Source organism: Candidatus Schmidhempelia bombi str. Bimp, assembly GCF_000471645.3.
In the GTDB taxonomy this organism is placed as follows: Bacteria; Pseudomonadota; Gammaproteobacteria; order Enterobacterales; family Orbaceae; genus Utexia; species Utexia bombi.
The window spans coordinates 1-25,925 of the sequence record NZ_AWGA01000041.1; the positions used below are offsets into that span (position 1 = coordinate 1).

Below are 25,925 nucleotides of genomic sequence, written 5' to 3' on the forward strand. Positions count from 1 at the left end.
AGTTATCCCAAACTGGCTTGATGATTATGGTGATAAACAGCAAGCAAAATGGACTTTATTAGAACGTGATGATGGTGGTAGCCCGCTAGTTGAATCGTATTTACTAGCCTAATTAAATTAGTATGAGCACAAGTACTGCCTTACTTGTGGTAATACTGATATTTAGTTTAGTAGTGTGAAGTGATAAACGCTAATCCTTAATATGGAATAATTAGTTATTTTTAGCGGTGACCAAGTTGGCAACAACGCTTTAAAAAACATACGGATCAGCGTTATTCTGAAAAATATATTCAATTCATCCTTGCTTGTGAGCAGTTTGAGTTATTCCCACTAAAAACATAACAACATATTATATTCGAGTAAGTTTATTCAGTTTCAGAGAAAAATTAGAGACAGCCATTATATCAAAATAAGCCGGTAACCAATTGCATTAGGCACTGATAAAAATGTGATACTAAGAAATCAGACAACGTAAAATAAAAAATGATTATTTTAGTATAAAATCTTGGTAGAACATTATGTTTTATTCGGTTGTTGCCGAATAACCAAATTATTAAGGATCAATGCCGCAATGGTCATGATAGCACCAATCATTTCCATCTTAAAAATAGAATGCCCTTGATAAATACCAATGATAAATGAAATAACGGGCACTAAGTTTACAAAAAGAGTACCATTAATCGCCCCTAATCCTTTGATTCCTGCATTCCAAGTAATGATTACTAAGGTCGTACTAACCAACACAAAAATATCAATAAGACTGGTATTAATCGCATTTAAACTAGGTACTTTAGCGAGCTGGTAATAGGTTGCGAACAACGTGATAGTAATAATAGATACGGCTCCTAAAGAAGAACTTAATGCAGTTATTCTTAAAGGACTCCAGTGATATTTAGTGATGAACTGATTGGCAAAATACGTATAGATAACCCAACACATAGTCGCAATAAGTAACAGTAAATCACCAATATAGCGATTTGACGTGGCGATATGTTTAATATCACCATTAGTAATTACTAATACAATACCGAAAAAAGCGAATAATGTACATAAACAGGTTTTTAATGTAGGTAAACGACGCTCAATAAGTGAAGATAACATGATTGATAACATCGGCATTAACGCTAAAATGATGGTGGCATGTTCAGCAGTAGAGTAACCTATACCAATAAAAGTAAAAAAGTTTAAACCAGCAAAGCCAACGGTACCTAATAACCATAATAATCCGCCATGACCTTCAGTTTTATATTTTTGTTTACCTTCAACTAAAATCAAGACTAAACTAACCAAAATAGCCCCGAATCCATAGCGTAATAGCGTAAGATAATAGCCATCAATACCGGATAAAACCGCATGTTTTGAACAGGGATACATAATTCCCCAGCTAATAACAGTAATTAATAGATACAGTATATATTTAAAAGAGTGGTGATTCGTTTGGATCATAATGAGTTATCTTTTTTATCTGTTAAATTATCTAAATCACTTATACACTTTTTTGACCGATAAGTCATCCGCTTAAGAACGATTACTTATATCTGAATGAATTAATAACTTAATGGTTTATCAAGATAAAATTTTATAGAAATTAGGTTTAGCAAATGATAAGGCGTAACCCTACTAATTGGATTATAAATTGAGGTTATTGTTACAATTATTTATTACGCTTATTGTATTATTGCATGATTAAGTATCATTAAGCAGTTAGTTAACATATTGCCTATTTTGCAAACATTGTTATAAAACAGTTTTAGCTAAACACGAAAAACGCTATATTATCATTGAGTTACTTTAATTGAAAAGGCGAATGATGTTTAAATATATGATATCTATTATAAACAGAGTATTAATGGTTCTGTTGCTTACTTTTGGCTTATCTACATTAGCCTTTGCTGAAGGCTATAGCCGAAAATCTGATAAGTTAACGGATATGCCTGTTTTTAGTGAAAGCTTAATTTTTGGTACGGTATTTCTGGACAAAAATGGCAATGGAATTCAGGATGGTGATGAAGTGGGCATAGCGGGGGTGAGTTTAGTCACCATGACTGGTGACGTTGTTGTTACCGATTCATATGGTCGTTATTCTCTTACTGGGGCTAAAACTGCTAATATTACACACAGCGGTAATTTTGTGATCAAATTGGATAGTTCCAGTTTACCGCATGGGTTTAAAGTAGAACGTCATGCAACCGCAGTGGTACGTTTAACCACCAGTATGCCAAGACAAATTGATTTTCCTATTATTAAAGAGTAATACAATTTATATGACCAACAATCAGATTGTTTCAATCTAATATTAGGCGGTCGCTTGATATTCAGTAGTAAATAATCAATCTAAGTATGGAAGAAATAATGACGACTGAAATCGAGTTAAAATTTGCCCTTTCTCAGCATGCAGCCCTAAAACTGACCGATTTTTTGGCTGATTATCCCATGTTATCTGAAGATAACTTATGGTTAACCAATACTTATTATGATACGCCAGATCATCAATTAAGAAAACATCATTGCGGTTTACGGTTGCGAGGTATTGAGACTGAGAAAAATAAAACCAGTTATGAGATGACCATTAAGCATGGTAATAAAGGGGTGGCTGGTTTGCATCAACGTCAAGAATATAATGTAACTTTGCCCAGTAAACAGCTTGATTTAAGTCTATTCCCCAGCGAGGCATTACCGAGAAGTCTTGATCCAAAATTATTGGCAAGACAAATTAGGCCATTATTTAATACTCATTTTCATCGCCAGATCTGGCTTATTCACTATCATCAAAGTCAAATTGAATTGGCATTTGATAAAGGTGATATTCAACAAGCCTCTTATCACTTGCCTATTGATGAGCTTGAACTTGAATTAAAACAGGGCGATGTAAATCAATTACTTGATTTTGCTTACATATTGGCTAACTTGGGGATTCGTGTATTATCTCAAAGCAAAGCCGCCAGAGGTTATCAATTAGTTAACCAACGTTCATTATCGGTAGCTATAATGCCATCAATTAAGTTAATGACAGATAAAACTAGCGTACTGCACGCATTATTAAAGTATTGGCAACAAAGCGAAGAATTGGCTTTACAACAAAATGATACGCTGACTTTCTATCATACCTTACAAACCATATTGCCCCAGTTTGTTGACCTATTTGAATCACCAAATAGTGACCGTTTAGCTAATAAAATTAACCTAAATTTAGTACGATTACAGCAAATAGTCGTGAAAAATCTACCTTTGAATGAGTGGGTATATCAACCGATAGTGACTCAAACTAAATTATTAATAATGACATTCATCGTTCACTTAAAGGGTAGCGATACTGATTGAGAATTGAATATAAGTAATAATTCACCTGATATAGGCAGCAAGGGAGATATAATAAATTGATTACTAGACAAAAAAATAAAATCATCCAACAGTTATTATTAAGTGAACAGTCGCCATCAGCAGTAATTTTAGCGCAAAGTGATTTTATTGCTGAATCTATTCTACGCTATCCTGAATGGTTAATTGATTTAGAAATGTCTCCTCCAACTGCCAATGAATATACCTACTATCAACATTGGCTAGATGAAGCGATGTCGTCCGTCACCGATGAAAATAGCTTAATGCGCATATTACGCTTATTTCGACGTAAAGTGCTGGTGCGTATAGCATGGTCGCAATTAACACAATCTAGTGAAACAAAAGACACGTTAATTCAATTAAGTACTTTAGCTGAAGTTATTATCGTTACGGCTAAACAGTGGTTATATCATACATGTTGTCAGGATTTTGGCACGCCCTGTAACCATGAGGGGCAGCCACAACCCTTACTGGTACTAGGAATGGGTAAGTTAGGCGGCGGGGAGCTGAATTTTTCTTCCGATATTGACCTGATTTTTACCTATCCTGAGACAGGTGTGACCAAAGGTGGACGGCGAGAATTAGATAATGCCGTATTTTTTACACGTCTCGGACAACGGTTAATTAAAGTATTAGATCAAATAACCGCGGATGGTTTTGTTTATCGGGTTGATATGCGATTAAGGCCATTAGGTGATGGTGGTCCATTAGTCCTAAGTTTTAGTAGTATGGAAGATTATTATCAGGAACAAGGACGTGATTGGGAACGTTATGCAATGGTCAAAGCAAAGGTTCTTGGTGATGACAGCCAACCTTATGCGCAAGCCCTTTATCAAATGTTAAAACCGTTTGTCTACCGTCGTTATATTGACTTTAGTGTTTTACAATCGTTGCGTAATATGAAAGCGATGATCGAACGCGAGGTTCGGCGTCGTCATTTAAACAATAATATCAAGCTTGGCGCCGGCGGCATTCGTGAAATTGAATTTATTGTGCAAGTATTCCAGTTACTTAGAGGGGGACGGGAAACTATTTTACAAACGCGTTCGCTATTAACTGCGCTTGAACGTATTGAGATACTAGGGTTATTACCCGCTATTGATGTCTATCGTTTGCGACAAAATTATCTCTTTTTACGGCGTACTGAAAATCTATTACAAGCGATTAATGATCAACAGACGCAGACGTTACCTGATGATCCCCTTAATCAAATGCGTTTAGCAACCGCGATGGGCTATAGCGATTGGGTGGTATTTGTTGAAGCATTATCACACTGCATGAATGAAAATCGACAAATTTTTAATGCCTTAATCGGTGAAACAGGCACTAAACAACATCAAATTAATTATGATAAACGTTTTGATGAGCTATGGCATGAACGTTTGGAGCTAACTGATGTGATAATGCTGTTGCCACAATGTGATATAGACCAACAGCAGCGCATATATCAGACCTTGACTCAATTTCAAACCGACATTAATAGACGCACTATTGGTGTTCGGGGTAGAGATGTGCTAGATCAGCTAATGCCAAGGTTACTCACTGTGGTTGGTACTCACGATCATGTTGCGACACTATTACCGCGTTTATTTCACTTATTATTACAGATTGTAAGCCGTACGACTTATCTGGAATTATTGATTGAATATCCGATAGCGCTTGAGCAACTGGTTAAATTGTGCAGTGTATCGCCGATGATAAGCGAACAATTAACCCGTTATCCACTATTACTTGATGAACTTATCGATCTCAATTCACTCTATCAAACCATCCCATTGACGCATTACAAAACTGAACTCTATCAATATTTACTACGTGTACACACGGAAGATGAAGAACAACAGTTAGAAGCGCTACGACAGTTTAAGCAAATGCAATTACTGCATATTGCCGCAGCAGATGTCGCGGGAAAGTTATCTACCATGCAGGTCAGCGATCATTTGACTTTTTTAGCCGAAGCGATGATTGATTTTGTGGTTCAGCTAGCTTGGAATCAAATGACTGCGCGGTATGGAATGCCAGATTATCTTACTGATAGTGATCACAAAGGTTTAATGATTATTGGTTATGGTAAACTTGGTGGCTTAGAGTTGGGGTATGGTTCTGATCTTGATTTAGTCTTTTTACATAATTGCCCAGCGACTAGTCAGACTAACGGGACTAAATCGATTGATAGCCAGCAGTTCTTTTTGCGTTTAATTCAACGGATCATCCACTTATTTAATGTACGAACTAGCTCCGGTGTGCTTTATGATATTGATGTACGTTTAAGACCACAAGGCGACGCGGGTTTACTTGGGATCCCTATTAGTGCCTTTGAGGATTATCAACGTCATGAGGCATGGACATGGGAACATCAAGCCTTGGTTCGTGCTCGTCCTGTCTATGGCGATCCAGCGTTATGCCAACAATTTATTGCTATCCGTCATAATATATTGTGCCAACCTCGTGATTCACAACGATTAAAAAAGCAGGTACGTGAAATGCGTGAAAAAATGCGTACTTATTTAGGTAATCAAGATAATAATCAATTTGATTTGAAAGTTGATATAGGGGGAATTGGGGATATTGAGTTTATTTCACAATATTTAGTGTTGAATTTTGCTCATCAACAACCTAAATTAGTTGAATTTTCCGATAACGTAAGAATTTTAGCCTTAATGGCTGAATATCACATTATGTCGGTTGAAGAAGCCCAAACCCTTACCCAAATTTATCTTGAGATGCGTGATGAGATACACCAATTATCATTACAATTGCAAACTACCCATATCGACAAACAGACTTTTACTACCCAACGCCAGCAAGTTCAACAGAGTTGGCAAAAGTGGCTAGAAACGTAAAAATAGTGTTAGTAAATTACTAATGCCTTAATGTAATTATGAGCAAATAGAGCGACATAAAGGCATAGTATCATTTTAGCCGCATGTCGCTTTTTACTACACTGAACAATACTTTTATGATTAAAATGATTGAGTTAGCGAATGTGGCATGCTTAATATCTTCTGTAAAGATTATTTTCTTTGTTACCTTTATATAATATTATTATAAATAAGAATCATTATTAATAAAATGTAAATCTTCATTAATAAAATTATGTTAAGGTTACCAGTGATGACAATATTAACGTTAGATAAATTAGCCTTTGGTAAGGAGGCGGTGATTACCCAGTTAATGCCAGAATCGTTACCGTTTCGTCGACGATTATTAGCCATGGGAATCACCCCAGGATGTAAAGTGTCGGTAGTTAGAACTGCCCCTTTAGGTGATCCATTAGAAATTAAAACTAGAGGATTTTATCTTTGTTTACGTCGTAGTGAAGCAAAAGCGATCGGCGTGGTTGAGGTTTAACCATGAAAATATCTCTAATCGGTAATCCTAATAGCGGAAAAAGTACCTTATTTAATGCTTTAACTGGTGCTCGTCAACACGTTGGAAACTGGCCTGGAGTGACCGTTGAGCGCAAAACTGGGAAAATTAATTTAGCTGGACAAGATGTTGAGATCGTTGATTTACCTGGTACGTATGCGATTGAAAATCTTGATGTATCTGTTTCACAAGATGAAATGGTTACCCGCGAATTTGTTATTAATGAAAAAGATAACCTTATTATAAATATTGTTGATGCCACTAATCTACAACGTAGTCTATATTTAACTTTTCAATTACTTGATTTAAATCGACCGATGCTCGTCGTTCTCAATATGATGGATGCGTTAGAGGAATTAGGCGAGACGATTAATATTGATCAGTTAGCACAGCAATTGGGTTGCCCAGTTGTGGCGATTTCAGCAAGTAAGAAAAAAGGGCTTGGACCATTACGTCAAGTGCTCGAGCAATTATTAGCTGCACCTATACTACCTAAACCGCTAGTCGCGACATTAGGTAACAAAACTGAAAATATTATTCAATATCATCTATCACAACTTGATCCACATAGTATGGTTCACTCTTTTAATCGCTGGGATTTAATTGAACTATTGTTAGATGATGCTAATTCATCCGTGAGCCAAGATGAAGCTGAACGATTAACGCAATGTCGCCTAGAACTTTCGGCATGGTGCAATAATGAAATTGACGTCGCTTTAGCTAGTAGTCGCTATGATGCCATCGATCAACTGACCAAGTTGGTGATTGATAAACCACGTGAGGCAAGTTTGACTTTATCGGATAAGCTTGATCGTATCACATTGGGTCGTTTTACGGGTATCCCATTTTTCTTACTAGTGATGTATCTCATGTTTATTGTCGCGGTCAAATTTGGTTCTGTCTTTATTGATTTCTTCGATATCCTATTCGACACTATTTTTGTTGAAGGTGTTACTCATTTACTGAAAATGATCAATGCACCAGAGTGGCTTGACGCGATTTTAGCGCAAGGTATTGGATCAGGTATACAGACCGTTGCTACCTTTATACCAGTTATTGCCGCGATGTTTTTCTGCTTATCTTTTTTAGAGGATTCAGGTTATTTAGCGCGTGCTGCGATGGTGGTTGATCGTGGTATGCGAGTCATCGGTTTACCCGGCAAAGCCTTTGTTCCAATGTTAATTGGTTTTGGTTGTGGGGTGCCAGCCATTATGGGAACGCGCACACTGGATTCAGTCCGAGATCGTCTGATGTCGATTTGTATGATTCCATTTATGTCTTGTGGTGCTAGATTACCCGTTTATACTTTATTTGCGGTTATTTTCTTTCCCCATAATGCCTCCACTGTGGTATTTAGTTTGTATTTATTAGGTATCGCTGTCGCGATTGTGACCGGCTTAATTTTAAAGCATACCATTTTACCTGGGAGTACCACACCATTTATAATGGAATTGCCCGCTTACCGTATACCAACGTTACGTGGTATGGCGCATTTAACTTGGTCAAGGTTAAAAAGTTTCATTTTTCGTGCCGGTAAAGCTATTGTACTGATGGTAACGGTGTTAAGTCTCTTGAATTCTCTGGGCACTGATGGCTCCTTTGGGCATAGTGATTCCGATGATTCAGTATTAGCCGCAGTGAGTCAAAAATTAACCCCCGTTTTTGAGCCTATGGGCGTAACAGAACCGAATTGGCCTGCAACTGTAGGGATTTTTACTGGTATCTTTGCTAAAGAGGCGGTTATTGCTACGCTAAATTCGTTATATTCAATGGAATCAGAAACCGAAGATGATGAGCCATTTAATCTTATCGATGGTGTGACTAAAGCACTGGCAAGCATACCGACCAATTTAGTTGATTTAACCGATTCCTTTCTCGATCCATTAGGACTAAAGGCAGTTGATGAGGATATGGATACGGTACAAGAGGATTTAGAGATATCGCCAACAACCGTATCAAAAATTGAAACATCATTTGGTCATAGCACGGCCGCCATGGCGTATCTGATTTTTATTTTGCTTTATACGCCGTGTGCGGCGGCATTAGGGGCGGTTTATCGTGAAGCAGGCTGGCGATGGTCCCTTTTTGTTGGAGGGTGGACCTTCTTTATTGGTTGGATATTGGCGACAGCTTATTATCAATATACATTATTAGGCTCTGTACCTACAGCAGGATATTGGTTATCAGGAATAGCCATAATATTTATTTTGGTACTATTCATCATGAAGTTAGTAGGTCGCTTTGGCGATATTAATCAGATAAAAATTAAGCAACCAGCAAAATGCGGTGGTAAAGATTGTTGTGGTTAATCCGCATCCAAAAGTAAACGTTAAATAATGAATTAACAGGTGAAATTGAAACTAAGCGTTACCACCATAGTTTGGTAACGCTTAGCATGATAACTTATTGTTTTTAACTATATATTTTAAATATAAATCAATGTATTACCATTGATTTTTCATAAAATGGCTATATTTAATGGCTATTACCTCATTTGAATCACATTACATATTTTTATTATCCATTACACTCATCTTACTTGCCAAGATAGGCACATCAGCTAATTACTATCTGCTTATCGTGGATTTACCGCATTATCATAAAGAGAGCAAAAGTGAGCGTGACTGGATAAATGAGCAATATCAATAGGGAGTCAATGTATTATGCTGATGACGGATATACGTGATTACTTACAATTAATTGGACGAGCAAATTTGCATGATTTGGCTTTACATTTTCAAGTGCAAGAGAGCGCGATGGAACAGATGTTAACTTTTTGGATAAAAAAAGGCTTTATTACTCAGCACTATCTTTCTCAAGACATGTGTAGTCAAGGTAAATGTAGCGACTGTTTTGAATGTAGTGAAGGATTAAAAAAACTCTATATATGGCATGATAAAACGTTATAAATTAACTTCACAATGAATCACTGATAGTAGAAAAATAACTATTAATACAACATGGTAATATTGCAATACCTTATTGACCAAAATAAGGGAAGTCCTGTATCTTTATATGATAAAGCTTATGCTTGCTTATTTGCATTGGTATAAAAATGCAAATTTTGTCGCTGATCACCAGCGAATCAGCATGATTGATTATAATGAGGAACAACAATGCATTGTCCATTTTGTAATACAGAAGAGACTAAAGTCATCGACTCACGTTTAGTTAATGATGGGTTGCAAGTTCGTCGCCGTCGTCAGTGTATAAACTGTCATGAACGTTTTACGACGTTTGAAGTTGCAGAGTTCATTATGCCAGGGATTATTAAAAGTGGTCAGTTGCGCGAGCCTTTTAACGAAGATAAATTACGTCGGGGTATGCAAAAGGCGTTAGAAAAGAGACCGGTTAGCACCGATGATATTGAAATTGCCATCAGCCATATAAAATCTAAGCTTAGGGCAACTGGAGAGCGAGAAGTTCCCTCGAAAATGGTTGGTAATTTAGTCATGGAACAGCTAAAAAAATTAGATAAAGTGGCCTATATACGTTTTGCTTCTGTCTATTTTAGTTTTGATGATATTACCCAATTCGGGCGAGAAATTGCTAAATTACAAGAAAAAGAACATGAATAACGGTTACGAGTTTTATAAAATAGAGCGAATGATTAAATGATAAAATCCCACGATAGTTTTTATATGCAACGTGCACTTGATTTGGCTAAACGTGGTATCTATACCACAACCCCAAATCCCAATGTGGGTTGCGTGATTGTCAAAGATGAACAGATTATTGGTGAGGGATATCATTATAAAGCAGGACAACCTCATGCCGAAGTCTATGCCTTAAACATGGCTGGAGATAACGCAAAAGGGGCGACAGTCTATGTGACATTAGAACCTTGTAGCCATTATGGGCGTACGCCGCCTTGCGCAAATGCCTTGATTGAGGCCCAAGTAAAACGAGTCGTTATTGCTATGTTAGATCCCAATCCCATGGTATCTGGCTATGGCGTACAGCGCTTAAAAGAAGCCGGTATTGATGTTGATGTTGGTTTATTGACAGAACAAGCGGAACAAATCAATCGCGGTTTTCTAAAACGCATGCGTACTGGAAAGCCTTTTATTATACTCAAAATGGCGGCTTCACTTGATGGTAAAACAGCGATGGCTTCGGGTGAAAGCAAGTGGATTACATCAAGCGAGGCACGACAAGATGTACAAACATTACGGGCCAAATGTAGCGCTATCTTAAGTACCAGTGCGACAGTATTAGCCGATGATCCACGTTTAACCGTACGTTGGTCAGCATTTCCTGAAAAAATCAAACAACATTATCCTATCACTGATATTCGGCAACCTATTCGCATTATTTTAGACAGTCAACATCGCTTAACATTGAAAGAACAACTCTTTAAACAGCAAGGACAAATTTGGTTGATACGCAAAGTTGCATTTAAAGGAGAAAAATTACCTGATAATGTAAAAATAGTTGTTGATCCTACTCCTGAACCATTAATTAACTTAGATTGGTTGTTTACAACACTTGCTCAAGCCCAAATTAATTCAATTTGGGTCGAGGCGGGTGCACAATTTGCCGGAGCGTTAATTCAACAAAACTTGGTCGATGAACTTATCATTTATCTTGCACCCAAACTATTAGGTCATCAAGCTAGAAGTCTATGTAAGCTCCCACATTTAAATCAATTAAGTGATTGTCCAACATTTCAATTTGTTGATGTGACAACTATTGGCCCTGATCTGCGCTTAAGGTTAAAAACAACGCCACCTGATGTTTCTTTGTAAAAACCATTAATAATATGGTTTTTTATCATCAGTAATATAATTTATTTATCAACCACGCCATTAAAGAGGACAATCTTTTTTTAAAGATTGTCATTATTGATCATTAATTTTGCATCAATGTTTCTAAGTATAAAATCTGTCTAGAGAAAATCTTAAATTATGATAGAATTACGCACAATTTATTTATTCGTTATAGTCTAAGGAATATTCATGAAAACGATTGAAGGTACAATCATGCAGCCATCTGCTCGTATAGCGATTATTGTGGCTCGTTTTAACCATTTTATAAATGATAATCTCGTTTCTGGTGCGGTTGATGCATTAAAACGCATTGGCCAAATTAAAGAAGAAAATATCACTGTAATTTGGGTACCCGGTGCTTATGAAATTCCTTTGACCGCTAAAGTGGCAGCCCAAAGTGGTAAATATGATGCGATTGTCGCTTTAGGTACCGTTATTCGCGGCAGTACAGCACATTTTGATTATGTTGCTGGTGAATCAAGTTCGGGATTATTAAGTACATCACTTGAATTCAGTATACCAGTTGGTTTTGGTATTTTAACGACTGAAAGCATTGAACAAGCCATTGAACGAGCAGGTACTAAAGCTGGTAATAAAGGCGCTGAAGCCGCGTTAACGGTACTTGAAATGTTAACTGTTCTACAAGCAATAAAGGAGTAACACGTGAAGCCAAATGCAAGGCGTCGTGCGCGTGAATGTGCGGTTCAAGCGATCTATTCATGGCAAATATCTCAAAATAGTATCATTGATGTTGAAGCTACTTTTTTAACTGACCAAGATATGAAAGGGGTTGATACTAAATATTTTCGTGAGTTAATTCATGGTGTTGCACGTAATTATTCTGAGATAGATACGTTAATGGCGCCTTATTTAACGGATCGTTCTGTCGATGAGTTAGGGCAGATCGAACATGCTGTCATTAGAATTGCGCTTTATGAATTGACTAAACGTCAAGATGTACCCTATAAAGTTGTAATTAATGAGGCAATTGAATTAACCAAAACGTTTGGTGCAGAAGATAGCCATAAATTTGTTAATGGTGTATTAGATAAAATTGCGCCCACAATTCGTACGCGTTAAACAGCGAAAAGCTTAGGTGAGTAACTTAAGCTTTTTTATTTTTTCTAAAAACAATTAGCCATGTATTTTATTCAGCTATATATTTAGCTTTCTCTCAAAATAAGATTTTTGGCGAAAAGACTATAATCAAGCTGGTCTGATGTAAAGATTTCTATATAGTTCTAAGCTAGAATTAGTCTAATTAAATGCTTAATTATACTGAGCCAAGCAAGACCATTTATTTAGCTTATACATGGTTTAATTGACGGCTTAATTGCTATTAATTTAATCGTACCAAAGCGAGTGAATAGCACCGCTTCGCACGGCTAACTTAATTTATTGTATCAACAATAAATTAAGCTAAACTATAAATCGTTTCCTATCAGAACTGAGTACTATTTTTCAGAATGATTTATTCCATTATTATTTATCTAAGACAATGTTATACTAGGCTTAACGAGTATAACGACTAGATTAATAAAGATCACTTTTATCATGTGAGATATTTAATGAACGACAACCATAACGTAACTAACAAGCAACCTACCATTTATTATACCCAGAAAAAGAACGAATCAGTAGATCACGCTAAACGGTCTTCTGTAAAAGCAGCTAAAAAGACATTTGCTGAGCGTAAACATAAAGATAACAGAAAATCATCAGAAAAATCTCATTTTGGTCAACGTTCAAGCCGTATTGAAACCTTTAATCCGAGAAAAGATGTTACAGCCAATAGAGGGGCAACAACAAAAAAGGATAATGCTAATGGGTCACCATGGCAAAATAAAAAATATGATAAACCTCAAAGAGCTATTTATCATCAGGATGATAATAGTAATACGAATTTCGCTTCATTAAAAAAACAACGTCAAAATGAGGTGTATGTTTATAGTGAAAATAGTTGTTGGTCTGTATTTAAACAACGTCCAACTTCAATTATTAAAGCGTTTCTTACTCAAGCTACCACGACTAAATTCCGTGATTTGGTGATGTGGCTTGCTGAACAGCGACTAGGTTATGATATTGTCACTGATGAGCAAATGGAAAAGTTATGTGGTACGCCTCATCACGGGGGAATATGTTTAATTGTTAAAAAACGACAAGTAAGTTCAGCAATTGATTATCTATCACAACATCAATCTCTGACTAATGATTGCATATTAGCGGTCGATGATATCAATAATCCACATAACCTTGGTGCATTAATACGTTCTGCGGCTTTCTTTGCGGTTAATGGCATTATTTTACGCCAACCTGATGGCCGTGAGATAGGTTCTGCTTTACGTATAGCAGAAGGTGGGGGCGAGTATATAAAACCGATCAAAGCGGATGACATGGTCATAACATTAAACCAATTTAAACAAGCTGGTTATCAAATTGTTACGCTATTACCATGTAAAATGAAAGCCTTTCCAGCCGAGTCATTATTTGATGTTCAATTTAGCCCAAAAACGGTTTTCGTTCTCTTTCAACAGGTTAATAAAAGTTTAATCAATATTGCGGATAAAGTTATTTATTTACCTGGTTCTGAATTTATGACCTCGCTTAATATTTCTGTTGCGACAGGGATCTTATTAGCTAAATATCGAATGTGATATCTATAAAATTTCCATTCTTGATGAAGAGATTTTAAGCCGTGGCTTAAAATCTTTTTTTATACTAATATTTAGACAATATACGACTTTTTGGTTATCTTTTAAATGTTCATCAAGATCAATTTTATATAATCTAATTTAATAAATATCCATATTTTATGGTTGATTATTGACTTAATAACAATTGGTTATGATAAAAAATGAGATTAACTCAGATAAAGGTATCCTCAGAAATGAATTGATTGATTTTTAGAAAATATCGAATCATTCATAACAGGTTTTTTAATGTGAAATTAACAAATAGTGAGCAAATGTAAAAATATTACTTTTATTAGATAAAATTCTATTTTTGAAATAGCTTTAATTGAAACAGTGTATATAATTGTGAAACTTAGAGAGAGTATTTCTGTCGTAGTAAATTTTATCGGCTTTGCTAATTTTAACGATAGTCATATAATGGCCTAAAATTACAAATTTTTATAATTATTATAGTTAATACAATTAGTTGGGAATAGATAAGTAGTATGCATGTAACATCATCACGCCGAATTGGCCTTATTTTTGGTAAATTTTATCCATTGCACTGTGGCCATATTTATATGATTGAAAAGGCCAGTAGTGAAGTAGATGAATTGCATATCATGCTTGGTTGTGAAATGGATCGTGATTTAAAATTATTTGAGCAAAGCCATATGCCAAAACAACCACAAGTAGAGAATCGTTTACACTGGCTGCAAGAGACTTTCCATCATCGTTCATCAATTTACATTCATGTACTAGATGAAACGGGTATTAAACCTTATCCTAATGGTTGGCTTGATTGGAGTAATCGGGTTAAATCTATTTTAATGCAAAAAGGGATTATACCTAATATTATTTTTACTAGTGAGTTAAATGATGTTGAGCTACACCAGCACTATTTTAACTGTGCCGTAAAATTAGTGGATCAAAACAGGGATTACATTAATATTAGTGCAACGCAAATTCGTAAAGCACCTTATCAACATTGGCAATATATTGCTAAAGCGGCACAACCTTTCTTTGTGAAAAAAATTTGTATTATAGACAATAAAAGGGATAGGCATTTAGCCAAGCAGTTTGCTAATATCTATAATACTACTTTCATAGATAGTTGTGCTCATGACTATTTCAATTATGAAAATGAAGTTTACTTCTTATCACAACAAGATTTTATTGAATTCGCTCTACTTTATGCGCAACGCCTTAATCAAGCTGCTCAACAGGCCAACCGCTATTTGTTTACTGATTTAAATTTTGCCAGATTACAAACAAATTTTGAGCGAAAATTTGGTTATCAACATGCATTAATTACTGAATTAAATAATTATTATAATTTTGATATGACTATTGATATTCAACAATTAATGAAAACAGAACAGAAAACCGATTTTTTTTCTAGCTGTATGAAAATAATTAATGAGCATTTGTAGTAAATGAATTTAGGCTTATTTATCTAATGTCATTAGCGTCAGTGAAACGTAATCATATTATCAAAAAACAATAAATATATGATTTTGCTAATCTGATTTTTTAACAAAATCTTATTAATAAATATTTTTTTATTTAGCTGTTTTATTTAACTAATAGACGAAATTATTTTTTACATTTAAGTCAAAAAATGGTAAATTTCTTTAATAATTATAAACATATAATTTATAAAATCTTTAATAAACTACGCTTTATAGATAATCTTTAGTATATGAATTTGATAAATTCTTTATTTATCAAATTCATAGCTATTGGTGAACATAAAGTTTTACTGAGGAAACTCAGCATTTGGTTGAAATTAGGAAATAATCAATGGAAATTGTTAAATTTGATTTATTGAGTTCCAAATTCAATTCTTCGAGGCCGAATAATAAAAGTTATCTATCTTTATTACGGAGACATAAGAAGATTGGATTGTTTTTTAATCTTGTACTTTGTTTTTTATTTATATTATTAGGTAATAGTGCCCATGCTGCGCGTTTACCTTTAATAAAGAGTACAAAATTTGATTGTAATTCGCTTTATAGTGTATCTGATGGTGTAGGAAATCCATTAGGAAACACAGGTACTATTTTTAAGATAGATTTAGTTAATGGTCAAAGAACTACTATGTACTCTTTAAACCATTTAGGCTCGACTATCGCTTTAGGTCATAAAGGTGGACGAAGCAGTGGTGGTCCTTTAGTGATGTACTCTTGGTCTTATGGTGGCCAAGGTAGTCGCAAGTTGTGGACAGTAGAATCTGGTGCGACCGATAACGGCGAAACATCAACCATGTTTGATTTTAGAGGTCCTGCTCCTTTTGGATACGCAGGTACTGATATGGCTGGTGGTGAAGTAAATCAGATGACAGGTGAAATTTATATGACCAATGTCGCTGGATCAAACTTGAATCTGGCTAATACGGGTAATTTCCGTCTTGGTATTTTTAATCCTGTTACTGGTGCTAATCGTGTAGGTATCCCTAAACCTCTAACCAAAGGAGATACTGTTGAGGGACCTGTTGGTTCTGATATGGCTATCGATGCTGAAGGTAATGCTTATATTATTGTTCAAGATAATCAACATGGACCAGTCCATAAAGTATTGATTAAAGTAATGCCGACCACTAATAGTGGATATTGGCCTTACGTTATAGTTCAACATTTAAGAGAGCTTCCTGGTTCAGATGTATGGGGAATGGCGTTTGTTGATGGTCATCTCTATACCAGTCATGCTGATTATCATATTTGGCGATCAAATCCTTTGACAGGCGTTAGTCAACGATTACATGGTTATGATAGTCACAATGTCGTGGATTTATCTTCTTGCCAAGTTGCGCCTATTATCAAAGGTAAAGTTTATTTTGACCCAGTTGGGGCAGGAAATGTTGACGATTTTAATGGAACGGTACCCAATATACAGGTTGAATTATGGAAAGATGGTAGTTTAATTACCACTCATCATACCAGTGAAGCGGGTGAGTTTAACTTTATTGTCGATTCCATTGATAATCAAGATTATTATGTACGGATTGTGCGTCCAGAAGTAAACGGTATCCGTGCTAAACAATCTTGGGCAGCGGCAAAGATTGCAACAAACTCAGTAACAGCCTATTGTGGCGGTTCAGATAGAACTAAACCAACACCGATGACAGAATCTGGTCCTTGTGTCGGGGCAAATCCATATGATCCAAGCTCAATAACATCCGTAGATAAAAGCTATATTTATAGCTTAGTTAATATGAGAACGGATGATATCGTCGCGGATGCTAGTATTGCATTAACTACCGTGAGTAACTATGGGGATGCGCCTTCTTCTTACCATCATGCAACTAAACCTGCTCAGCATTTAGCAATTGGTGCACAAGATAAGTTGGACGAATCTGTAAATTTACTACGTCTTGGTGAGACAGTGACTGTTCAAAGTGGTCCTAAACCAAGGGAAGATGCTAATGCTATCGCCTCTCATGATGGTGTTGAAGTATCAGAGAAAAAACGTGAGAATTTTATATCATTACAGGATGCGATATTAATTCCAGGTAAAGCATATACATTTAGAGTCAAAGCCACTGGGCGTAATAGCCAAAAGGCTTATCTTAATGCGTGGGTAGACTGGTCACAGAACCAAAAAGAAGGAAAGTTTGGTAAAACGCGCTTCGGTTTAGCTGATATGCTCACTCAGCGAAATGATTATGTAAAATTTGATTACCAAGTACCAAGTGGTAGTGCTACTGGTTTACATGATACTTATGCTCGTTTTCGTGTGAGTACGACTAAAGGCCTTGGTCCTAATAATGATACTTTACCAGATTCAACGGAAACAATACCTTGGGCAGTTGATGGGGAAGTTGAAGACTATCGTCTCTATATTGCAACTGGTGAAATTAAGTTAAGTGCAATTAGTATAGGAAAATTAGGAAAGTTTAATTATGAAATGAGTAATGTGGTAGAGGGCTATCCTTCATCAAAATATGATAGTATCCAGACAATGTCTGAAGATAACCCTACTTACAGTAGCGTTGCTCATGCTTACGCAAGTGTAGGTAAACCTATCGTTATTACACAAAGTTTTGATGATAATTTGAGTAATTGGACTGCGGTTAGTGCTGAGTGTTATGACGAGAATGATAAGCTCATTACAGGAACTATTTTTGAAAACGGTAAATTAACTATTCCTGGAAAATTAGTTAAAGAAGGTGGACTTAGTTGTCAATTTAATAACTCTTACGGTTTAAGTGTTGAGTTAATCAAAAAAATATCAGGCGAGAGAGCCAATAAGGCTGATCAGTTTACTGTACAAATTAAAGATGGCGCTAATGTTGTGGCATCGTCAACTACAACAGATAGCGCATCAACAGCAACAACTGATCAAGTTATGTTAAAACCGGGTACCTATACTTTAACTGAAGTTATGGCAGCTGGAAGTAAAAGTAAATTATCTCGTTATAGAACAAGTGTTGATTGTGAAAATGAGAATGCACAATCGATGACTAAATTACCACTAGGTAACGGTAATTCATTCACATTAACACCTGATTATGGCGATAAAATTACTTGTACGTTAACTAATACCGCAATTCTTCCTGATTTAACAAAATCGATTATTTTTGCTAATCCATCAGAAATTATTGCCAATGATGGTGAAGAAGATGGTATTGCTACTATCACCGTCCAATTGAGAGACAGCTCAGGACAAAATATTACCGAAGGTGGCGATAAAATAGAAATTTATTTTAGCGATTCGGTGAATCATGTTGGTTCAATTATTGATGGTACTGAGGCTGTTGATAATGGGGACGGAACTTATAGTATCAAAGTTAAATCCTCTCTTGGGGGAAGTGATACTTTTAGTTACAAAGTGAATGGACAAGAAAGCAGTAATACGGTAACCCTTAAATATAAACCAGGTAAACCGGATTTAACGCAATCTACCATCACGGCAGTACCAGCGACTATTTTTGCTGATAATACAGAACAATCCGTTATCACAGTACAGTTAAAAGATCGTGTTGGTAATGATCTCACGTTTGGTGGCAAATATGTCGTTACGTTAGTTGGTAAAGAACCAACAATTGGACAAGTTAATCCATCTAACTATACGATGCAAAATAATGGTGATGGTACATTTACCGCTTACGTTAAATCAGCGGTTACTGGTGAAGATACTTTTGGTTTCAAGATTGATTCTGAATTAGCTACGCAAGAGAGCAAAGTTATTTATAAAGCGGGTGTAGCGGATCCAAATACTTCTGACATTAGTGTAGATCGTAAAGAAATCACTGCTGATGGTAGCGAAGTATCCACTGTTACTGTTACTTTAAAAGATAGTCTTGGTAATTTATTGTTATCATCAACTGATCCAAAAACTAATGTAGCGTATAATGTAGTAATCCTACCTAAGAATAAGCCAGCCGTTACCGATATTGATGTTGTAACGAATAATAATGGTGATGGTACCTTTACCGCTAAGATCACTTCAACGAAAGCGGGTACGGATATTTTTGGCTTTACTGTTGATGGTGTACAAGGAAAACCCGAAGCACAAATAACTTATTTACCAGGATTACCTGATCTCAAACAGTCTACTATCACGGCTAATCCAAGTTCTATTACTGCGGATGGTAGTGCTAAATCTGATATCATTATTCAGTTAAAAGATAAATTTGGGAATGATATTACCGCTCAGTCTGGTAAAGTCATGTTGACGGATGTCAATATTGCTACACAAAGTAGTAGCAGTATGGAAGCTGAATATGTGAGTGGTAAATATAAATATAGTTTAAGTTCAACCAAGACGGGTATCGATGATAAGATTAGTTTCACTTTAGATGGAACTAAATCAGAAAATACGACTTCACTTGAATATTTACCAGGTAGTGCTGATTTAACACAATCAACCATTAGTGTTAGCCCTGACACTATTGTGGCAGATGGTACAGAGGAGGCAACCGTTACCGTTCAATTACGCGATGCCAAAGGAAATAAATTGACAAATTCTGCTGGTTTTGTCGACTTAATTTTCAATGATGGTAATGGTCGTATAGGTAACATTGATAGTCTTACTAAGATTAAAGACAATGGTGATGGGACTTATACGGCAACCGTTAAGTCAACCAAAGCGGGTAGCGATAAAATTGGCTTCATGCTAAATAGTATAACAAGTACAAATACAACTAATCTTGTTTATAAACCTGGTAAAGTGGATTTAACTGTTTCTACTATTGTCGCTAATCCAACCACGATTGAAGCAAATAACACAGAAGTTTCGGTTATTACTGTACAGTTAAAAGATAGATATGGTAATAATTTAGAGACTAACGAAGGACAAATCCTTGTTGAATTAAATACCAATGAGATGATTGGTAAAGTATCCAATAATGGTGTGTTCAAATATCAAGGCGCTGGTCGATATGAGATAGAAGTCACGTCAATTAAAGCAGGTAGTGATACCTTTACTTATTCTTTAGATGGTAAAGGCACTGGGCAACAATCAGTTACCGTTAATTATAAAACTGGTGGTGTCAGTTTAACCAAATCTACCATTACTACCGAAAAGAATAAAATTATTGCTGATAATAGTGATGAAACAACCATCATCGTTCAGTTAAAAGATCAATTCGAAAATAATATTAAAGCCCCAATGGGTGAACAGGAACGTGTATTCCTTGTTAATCTCGATAAGGGTTATCCTTCATTAGGCGTTGGTCAATTTGAGTTAGCTTATATTGGTAACGGCCGTTATGAAGCTAATATTAAATCTAAAATTGCCGGTATTGATAATATTGGTTATAAAGTTGGACAATCGGAAAGAGATGCACTAGTTGGTAGCAATAAAGTTGAAGTCACTTATGTGCCGGGGCCAGTTGATTTTGAAAAATCAACGATCGTCGCACATCCATCTTCAATTATTGCTAACGGCCAAACATCTTCAACGGTTACTGTACAATTAAAAGATGCATTCAATAACTTAATTACTGAAGATCAAGGCAAAATCAGTTTAGTTGGCTTAACACTTGGTGAATTAAAAAATAATACAGGCTATTTAGTTTACCAGGATGGATCTTATGTTGGTTATGTAACTTCAACCAAAAAAGGTAATGATGCTGATATTCGTTTCACACTAAATAACCAAGGCACCAGTCAAGAAAAAACAAGTATTACTTACACGCCTGATCGTGTTAATTTAGCCAAATCGACTATTGTCGCCTCAAAACCAGAAATTATTGCCGATTATAGCGATGTATCGGTTATTACTATACAATTCAAAGACTCTTATGGTAATAACTTAGACGGTGAAGTCGAAGGTGTGGTTTCATTAGTTGATCTTAACCATGGTGAAATAAAAACCGCACTTAAATCAATTGGAAATGGTGCTTATCAAGCCGAAATTTATTCTAAAGTTGCAGATGCTGATGATATCGGTTTCACGCTTGATGGACATAGAGGAGGTCAAGGTACAACAGGCATCGCTCGCGTAGTTTATCACCCAGGCGAAGCAGATTTAGCGACCTCAACAATTGAAGCTCAACCAGATGTTATTGTCGCTAATAATGTCACAACCGCTAAAATACATGTACAGTTAAGAGATAAATTTGGCAACAAATTAATCACTGCACCGAATGACGAGATAAAAATCTTCATTGCTAATACTAATGGTGCAATTGGATCATTAACGGATTTTACCAATTATAACAATGGTACTTATTCTGCCTTAGTTAAATCGAGTAAAACTGGTAAGGATCTCATTGATTTTAGTATTAATGGCGTCGCTTCAGGTAAACCAACATCTGTAACTTATATCGCAGGTAGTGCCGATGCAGCACAATCATTAATTAGCGCTACACCAGCAATTATAGTGGCTGATGATAATAGTGTCTCAACGGTTACTGTACAGTTACGTGATGCAAATGGTAATAATCTGACCAATAGTATTGGTAATGCGGTTTCTATTGGTATTGTAGGTAATTCTCCAGTAAATGGCACTACCATTAGCCAAGTGAACGATAATAATGATGGAACTTATTCAATCACGGTTAAGTCAAAACGTACGGGCGTTGATCTATTTGGATTCTATGTGCTAGGTGTTAAAAGTGGTAACACTACGGATGTGACTTATATCCCAGGTAATGCTGATTTAGCACATTCAACGATTACGGCGATACCATCTACGATAGTTGCTGATGGCGTTGAACAAACTAAGATCACGGTTCAATTAAAGGATAAATTTAACAACAATCTGGACACAGATGCTGGTTTAGTTAAATTAACCAATGTATTGATCGCTGAAGCTGGCAACATAACACTAAACTATGATGGTCAACAATCAGGTAGCTATTCTGGTTATTTAACATCTACAAAAGATGGTAGTGATACCATTAGTTTCGAACTTAACGGTTCGGCTGCGATTAACCAGTCAACGACAGTCGTATATAAGTCAGGAGGCGTGAGTCTAAGTCGTTCAACAATTACTGCAACGCCAGATACAATTATCGCTGATGATACGCAAACCTCTGAGATTATTATTCAGTTAAAAGATCAGTATGGTAATGATACTTATAACAATGAAAATGTTGTTTTAGTTGGAATTGAAAAAGGTAAATTAGTTACTTTTGGACCAGTATCTGATCAAAAAGGTAAGTTTAAGGCAACGATTAAATCAACTAAGGTTGGTTTAGACACAATTGGTTTTAAAGTTGATAATGTTGAAAGCGCAAATAACGTCGCCGTCACTTATCGACCAGGTGAACCAAGCCTTAATCGTTCTACTATTACCGTAACACCAAGTGAAATTATTGCTGATAATGGCATGACTAAAGCAACGGTTACTGTTTATCTTAAAGATAAATTTGATAACGATTTAGATTCGCCTATCAACGAGACAGTAAGTCTTGACAGTAATAGCTTAGTTATTGGTTTAAGTGATAGTCTTACTATGAGTTATGCTGGAGATAATGTTTATAAAACAACGGTATACTCAAAACAAGTAGGTACAGATACACTAAAATATAAGATTGGCACTAACACTGGTACGAATAGTGCATTAATTACTTATATACCAGGTCCAGTGAGTTTAACTACCTCTGAAATTACTGCAACCCCAGATGAAGTTATTGCTAACGGCACTGATTCATCAACAATTGTGGTGCAATTAAAAGACCAGAATGGTAATAACTTAACGACTAATCTAGGTACAGTTAGTCTGTTTGGGCTGGGTGATGGTGTATCAATTGATTTACCAATGACTTATCGCGGTAATGGACGTTATGAAGGTAAGATAGTTTCCTCAAAAACAGGTAAACATTTAATTGGTTATACTATCTCTAATATTGGTGATGGAACTAACAAAGCAAATGTCACCTTCAAACCTGGTCCGGTAAGTATGACGGAATCAGTGATCATTTCTGAACCGAATACCATTGTAGCTAATGGTCAAGCGACATCAACCATTACTATTCAGCTTAAAGATGCTAAAGGCAATAACCTTGATACTGATCAAGGGAAAATAAGCTTAATAGGTCTTAATTATGGTAAGATCGCACAAGATATGACCTATGTTGGAGAAGGGCGTTATGAAGGAAAAATTACCTCTACTCGTGCAAATAAAGATACTATTGGTTTCCAATTAGATAATCAACAAAGTAATAATACAACGACCGTAACCTATACGGCTGGTGAAGTTGATCTAACTAAATCGGTTATTACGGCTGATCCTACCGATATTTTAGCCAATAATAAGGATGAATCATTAATTACTGTTCAGCTAAAAGATAGCTATGGCAATGACATAGGAATAAAAGCTGGTGAGGTAATGCTAGAAGGTCTTGTTATCGGTAAAATAAAAGGCAATGCGGGCAGCATTAAGCTTCAATATCAAGGAGAAGGTAAATATACTGGATCAATTATCTCAAATTTAAGTGGTACAGATAATATAGGCTTTAATCTTGACGGAGAAACGGCTAACGGTCCAGAAACAAACGTATCCATTAATTACCACCCAGGTCCGGTAGATATAGACGTCTCTACTATCGATATTTCACCTAAGAAAATTCTTGCTGATGGTAAAGCTCAATCGACAATTACTATTGAGTTAAAAGATAAAGATGGTAATCATCAAGCTAAGAATATCGGTGTAATTGAAATACTAGGAATTGTTACTGGTATTGAACCAAAAGATGTTAAGAACGTTACTTATATTGGTAATGGTGTCTATCAAACAACCGTAACTTCAACTAATGTTGGATCAGATACTATCTCATATCGATTAACTGAAACGTCAACTAATAAAGTGCACAATAGTTCCCAAAAGGTAACTATTGAATATATTGCTGGTGCGGTTGATCCATCTAAATCAACGATAGAGATAGATAAAACCAGTATTAAAGCAGATGGTGTAGAACAAGCAATTGTCACGGTAAGTTTACGTGATCAATACAATCATTTAATTCCTGGCTCTTCAAATGAGGTTATGCTAATTTTGAAAGGTGATGGAGTTGGTGAGTTTACGCCAATGACTAATACAGGTAATGGCATTTATCAATTTACAGTTAACTCAACAGTAACGGGTACAGACAATTTTGAATATCGTTATTTTGAAGGCCAAGGTTGGTTAAATGGAGATGGCAATGTATCAGTAACCTACAAACCTGGTGCTATTGACGTCACTAAGTCATCAATTGAAGTTGAACCACCGGCTATTATTTCTGATAATTTAGATAAAGCTACTATTACTGTTACGCTACGTGATAGTCATAACAATTTAATCACTACACCAAATACGCAAGTTAAATTGGACGTTAGTGGTGATAAGATAGGTGAAACACCAGTAGCCATTACGCCAAATAATGATGGCATATTCAAATTTACTGTCACCTCTACAAAACCAGGTAAAGATATTTTCTCTTACCAATTTAATGAAAATGATAGTTGGTTATCTGGTCAAAATAATGTTGAGGTTGAATATCTAATTAGTGATAAGTTTGACCAAACGGCGTCAAGTATTGAAGCGGAGCCAGCACAGATAGTGGCAGATGGGTTACAGACTTCAACAATAACTGTTAAGTTATTCTATGAGTCCAATCCAACACAGCCATTAGCGGGCTTAGGTGATCGCTTAGAGGTGGTGGGTAAAGATGGACAAGTAGGTCAAGTTAAGTTTGTTAACGAAACTAATGGTGTCTACACCTTTAGCGTGAGCTCAACAAGCTTAGGTAAAGATGAGTTTATCTTCAAAACCAGCAAGTCAACCAGCCAACAGTCAGCGGCGGTAGACTATATAGCGGGTGATGCCTTTGATGAAGCGAAGTCAACGATTAAGGCAAATCCAAGTCAAATCGTGGCAGATGGCGCAGATACGTCAACTATCACTGTTGAACTCTACTATCCAAATTCAGACGTACCATTAGCGGGCTTAGGTGATCGCTTAGAGGTGGTGGGTAAAGATGGACAAGTAGGTCAAGTTAAGTTTGTTAACGAAACTAATGGTGTCTACACCTTTAGCGTGAGCTCAACAAGCTTAGGTAAAGATGAGTTTATCTTCAAAACCAGCAAGTCAACCAGCCAACAGTCAGCGGCGGTAGACTATATAGCGGGTGATGCCTTTGATGAAGCGAAGTCAACGATTAAGGCAAATCCAAGTCAAATCGTGGCAGATGGCGCAGATACGTCAACTATCACTGTTGAACTCTACTATCCAAATTCAGACGTACCATTAGCGGGCTTAGGTGATCGCTTAGAGGTGGTGGGTAAAGATGGACAAGTAGGTCAAGTTAAGTTTGTTAACGAAACTAATGGTGTCTACACCTTTA

15 protein-coding genes are annotated in these 25,925 nt (G+C 36.1%); 14 read left to right on the forward strand and 1 reads right to left on the reverse strand.

Translation table 11 applies throughout. The features are described from left to right. Positions 1-516: 516 nt before the first annotated feature. On the reverse strand, positions 517-1,446 hold the full coding sequence (locus O970_RS03785) for a DMT family transporter (RefSeq protein WP_024495833.1): 930 nt from the start codon (positions 1,444-1,446) through the stop codon (positions 517-519). 403 nt (positions 1,447-1,849) lie between these two features. Between O970_RS03785 and O970_RS03790 the strand changes: the two genes are divergently transcribed. The 14 genes from O970_RS03790 to O970_RS03850 all read left to right on the forward strand — a co-directional run. Then, positions 1,850-2,254, forward strand: a complete 405-nt coding sequence (locus O970_RS03790) for an SdrD B-like domain-containing protein (RefSeq protein ID WP_166667074.1) — start codon at positions 1,850-1,852, stop codon at positions 2,252-2,254. A gap of 98 nt (positions 2,255-2,352) precedes the next feature. Further along, entirely contained in the window at positions 2,353-3,321 is a 969-nt protein-coding gene (locus O970_RS03795) for a CYTH domain-containing protein (RefSeq protein ID WP_024495835.1), read from the forward strand. A 56-nt stretch (positions 3,322-3,377) separates the two neighbouring features. Further along, positions 3,378-6,182: a bifunctional [glutamate--ammonia ligase]-adenylyl-L-tyrosine phosphorylase/[glutamate--ammonia-ligase] adenylyltransferase gene (gene glnE, locus O970_RS03800; protein ID WP_024495836.1), complete on the forward strand. Its 2,805-nt coding sequence runs from the start codon at positions 3,378-3,380 to the stop codon at positions 6,180-6,182. 271 nt (positions 6,183-6,453) lie between these two features. Then, on the forward strand, positions 6,454-6,690 hold the full coding sequence (locus O970_RS03805) for a FeoA family protein (RefSeq protein ID WP_024495837.1): 237 nt from the start codon (positions 6,454-6,456) through the stop codon (positions 6,688-6,690). A 2-nt stretch (positions 6,691-6,692) separates the two neighbouring features. Continuing rightward, the gene (gene feoB / locus O970_RS03810; protein ID WP_024495838.1) at positions 6,693-9,017 is read left to right on the forward strand and encodes a Fe(2+) transporter permease subunit FeoB; all 2,325 of its coding nucleotides are present in this window, start codon (positions 6,693-6,695) and stop codon (positions 9,015-9,017) included. Positions 9,018-9,186: 169 nt separating this feature from the next. After that, on the forward strand, positions 9,187-9,357 hold the full coding sequence (locus tag O970_RS09845; protein ID WP_166667075.1) for a hypothetical protein: 171 nt from the start codon (positions 9,187-9,189) through the stop codon (positions 9,355-9,357). Between the two features lie 20 nt (positions 9,358-9,377). Continuing rightward, on the forward strand, positions 9,378-9,617 hold the full coding sequence (locus O970_RS03815; protein WP_238610588.1) for a FeoC-like transcriptional regulator: 240 nt from the start codon (positions 9,378-9,380) through the stop codon (positions 9,615-9,617). A 207-nt stretch (positions 9,618-9,824) separates the two neighbouring features. Further along, positions 9,825-10,286: a transcriptional regulator NrdR gene (nrdR, locus tag O970_RS03820; protein ID WP_024495840.1), complete on the forward strand. Its 462-nt coding sequence runs from the start codon at positions 9,825-9,827 to the stop codon at positions 10,284-10,286. A 36-nt stretch (positions 10,287-10,322) separates the two neighbouring features. Continuing rightward, a complete protein-coding gene (gene ribD / locus O970_RS03825; protein ID WP_024495841.1) occupies positions 10,323-11,456 on the forward strand; it encodes a bifunctional diaminohydroxyphosphoribosylaminopyrimidine deaminase/5-amino-6-(5-phosphoribosylamino)uracil reductase RibD in 1,134 nt (377 codons plus the stop codon). A 210-nt stretch (positions 11,457-11,666) separates the two neighbouring features. Beyond that, entirely contained in the window at positions 11,667-12,137 is a 471-nt protein-coding gene (gene ribH / locus O970_RS03830) for a 6,7-dimethyl-8-ribityllumazine synthase (protein WP_024495842.1), read from the forward strand. A gap of 3 nt (positions 12,138-12,140) precedes the next feature. Beyond that, on the forward strand, positions 12,141-12,557 hold the full coding sequence (gene nusB / locus O970_RS03835) for a transcription antitermination factor NusB (protein ID WP_024495843.1): 417 nt from the start codon (positions 12,141-12,143) through the stop codon (positions 12,555-12,557). A gap of 488 nt (positions 12,558-13,045) precedes the next feature. After that, entirely contained in the window at positions 13,046-14,131 is a 1,086-nt protein-coding gene (locus O970_RS03840) for a TrmH family RNA methyltransferase (protein ID WP_024495844.1), read from the forward strand. A 524-nt stretch (positions 14,132-14,655) separates the two neighbouring features. Continuing rightward, positions 14,656-15,582 (forward strand): multifunctional transcriptional regulator/nicotinamide-nucleotide adenylyltransferase/ribosylnicotinamide kinase NadR, encoded by a 927-nt coding sequence (nadR, locus tag O970_RS03845; RefSeq protein WP_024495845.1) that lies wholly within the window; start codon positions 14,656-14,658, stop codon positions 15,580-15,582. A gap of 472 nt (positions 15,583-16,054) precedes the next feature. Further along, on the forward strand, positions 16,055-25,925 hold a 9,871-nt coding region (locus tag O970_RS03850; RefSeq protein ID WP_166667076.1), incomplete at its 3' end, for an Ig-like domain-containing protein.

Bases quoted from the DNA above. Each gene is read 5' to 3' on its own strand.
- O970_RS03785 (WP_024495833.1), bottom strand. From the start codon at position 1,446: ATGATCCAAACGAATCACCACTCTTTTAAATATATACTGTATCTATTA.
- O970_RS03790 (WP_166667074.1), top strand. From the start codon at position 1,850: ATGGTTCTGTTGCTTACTTTTGGCTTATCTACATTAGCCTTTGCTGAA.
- O970_RS03795 (WP_024495835.1), top strand. From the start codon at position 2,353: ATGACGACTGAAATCGAGTTAAAATTTGCCCTTTCTCAGCATGCAGCC.
- O970_RS03805 (WP_024495837.1), top strand. From the start codon at position 6,454: ATGACAATATTAACGTTAGATAAATTAGCCTTTGGTAAGGAGGCGGTG.
- feoB (WP_024495838.1), top strand. From the start codon at position 6,693: ATGAAAATATCTCTAATCGGTAATCCTAATAGCGGAAAAAGTACCTTA.
- O970_RS09845 (WP_166667075.1), top strand. From the start codon at position 9,187: ATGGCTATTACCTCATTTGAATCACATTACATATTTTTATTATCCATT.
- O970_RS03815 (WP_238610588.1), top strand. From the start codon at position 9,378: ATGACGGATATACGTGATTACTTACAATTAATTGGACGAGCAAATTTG.
- nrdR (WP_024495840.1), top strand. From the start codon at position 9,825: ATGCATTGTCCATTTTGTAATACAGAAGAGACTAAAGTCATCGACTCA.
- ribD (WP_024495841.1), top strand. From the start codon at position 10,323: ATGATAAAATCCCACGATAGTTTTTATATGCAACGTGCACTTGATTTG.
- ribH (WP_024495842.1), top strand. From the start codon at position 11,667: ATGAAAACGATTGAAGGTACAATCATGCAGCCATCTGCTCGTATAGCG.
- O970_RS03840 (WP_024495844.1), top strand. From the start codon at position 13,046: ATGAACGACAACCATAACGTAACTAACAAGCAACCTACCATTTATTAT.
- nadR (WP_024495845.1), top strand. From the start codon at position 14,656: ATGCATGTAACATCATCACGCCGAATTGGCCTTATTTTTGGTAAATTT.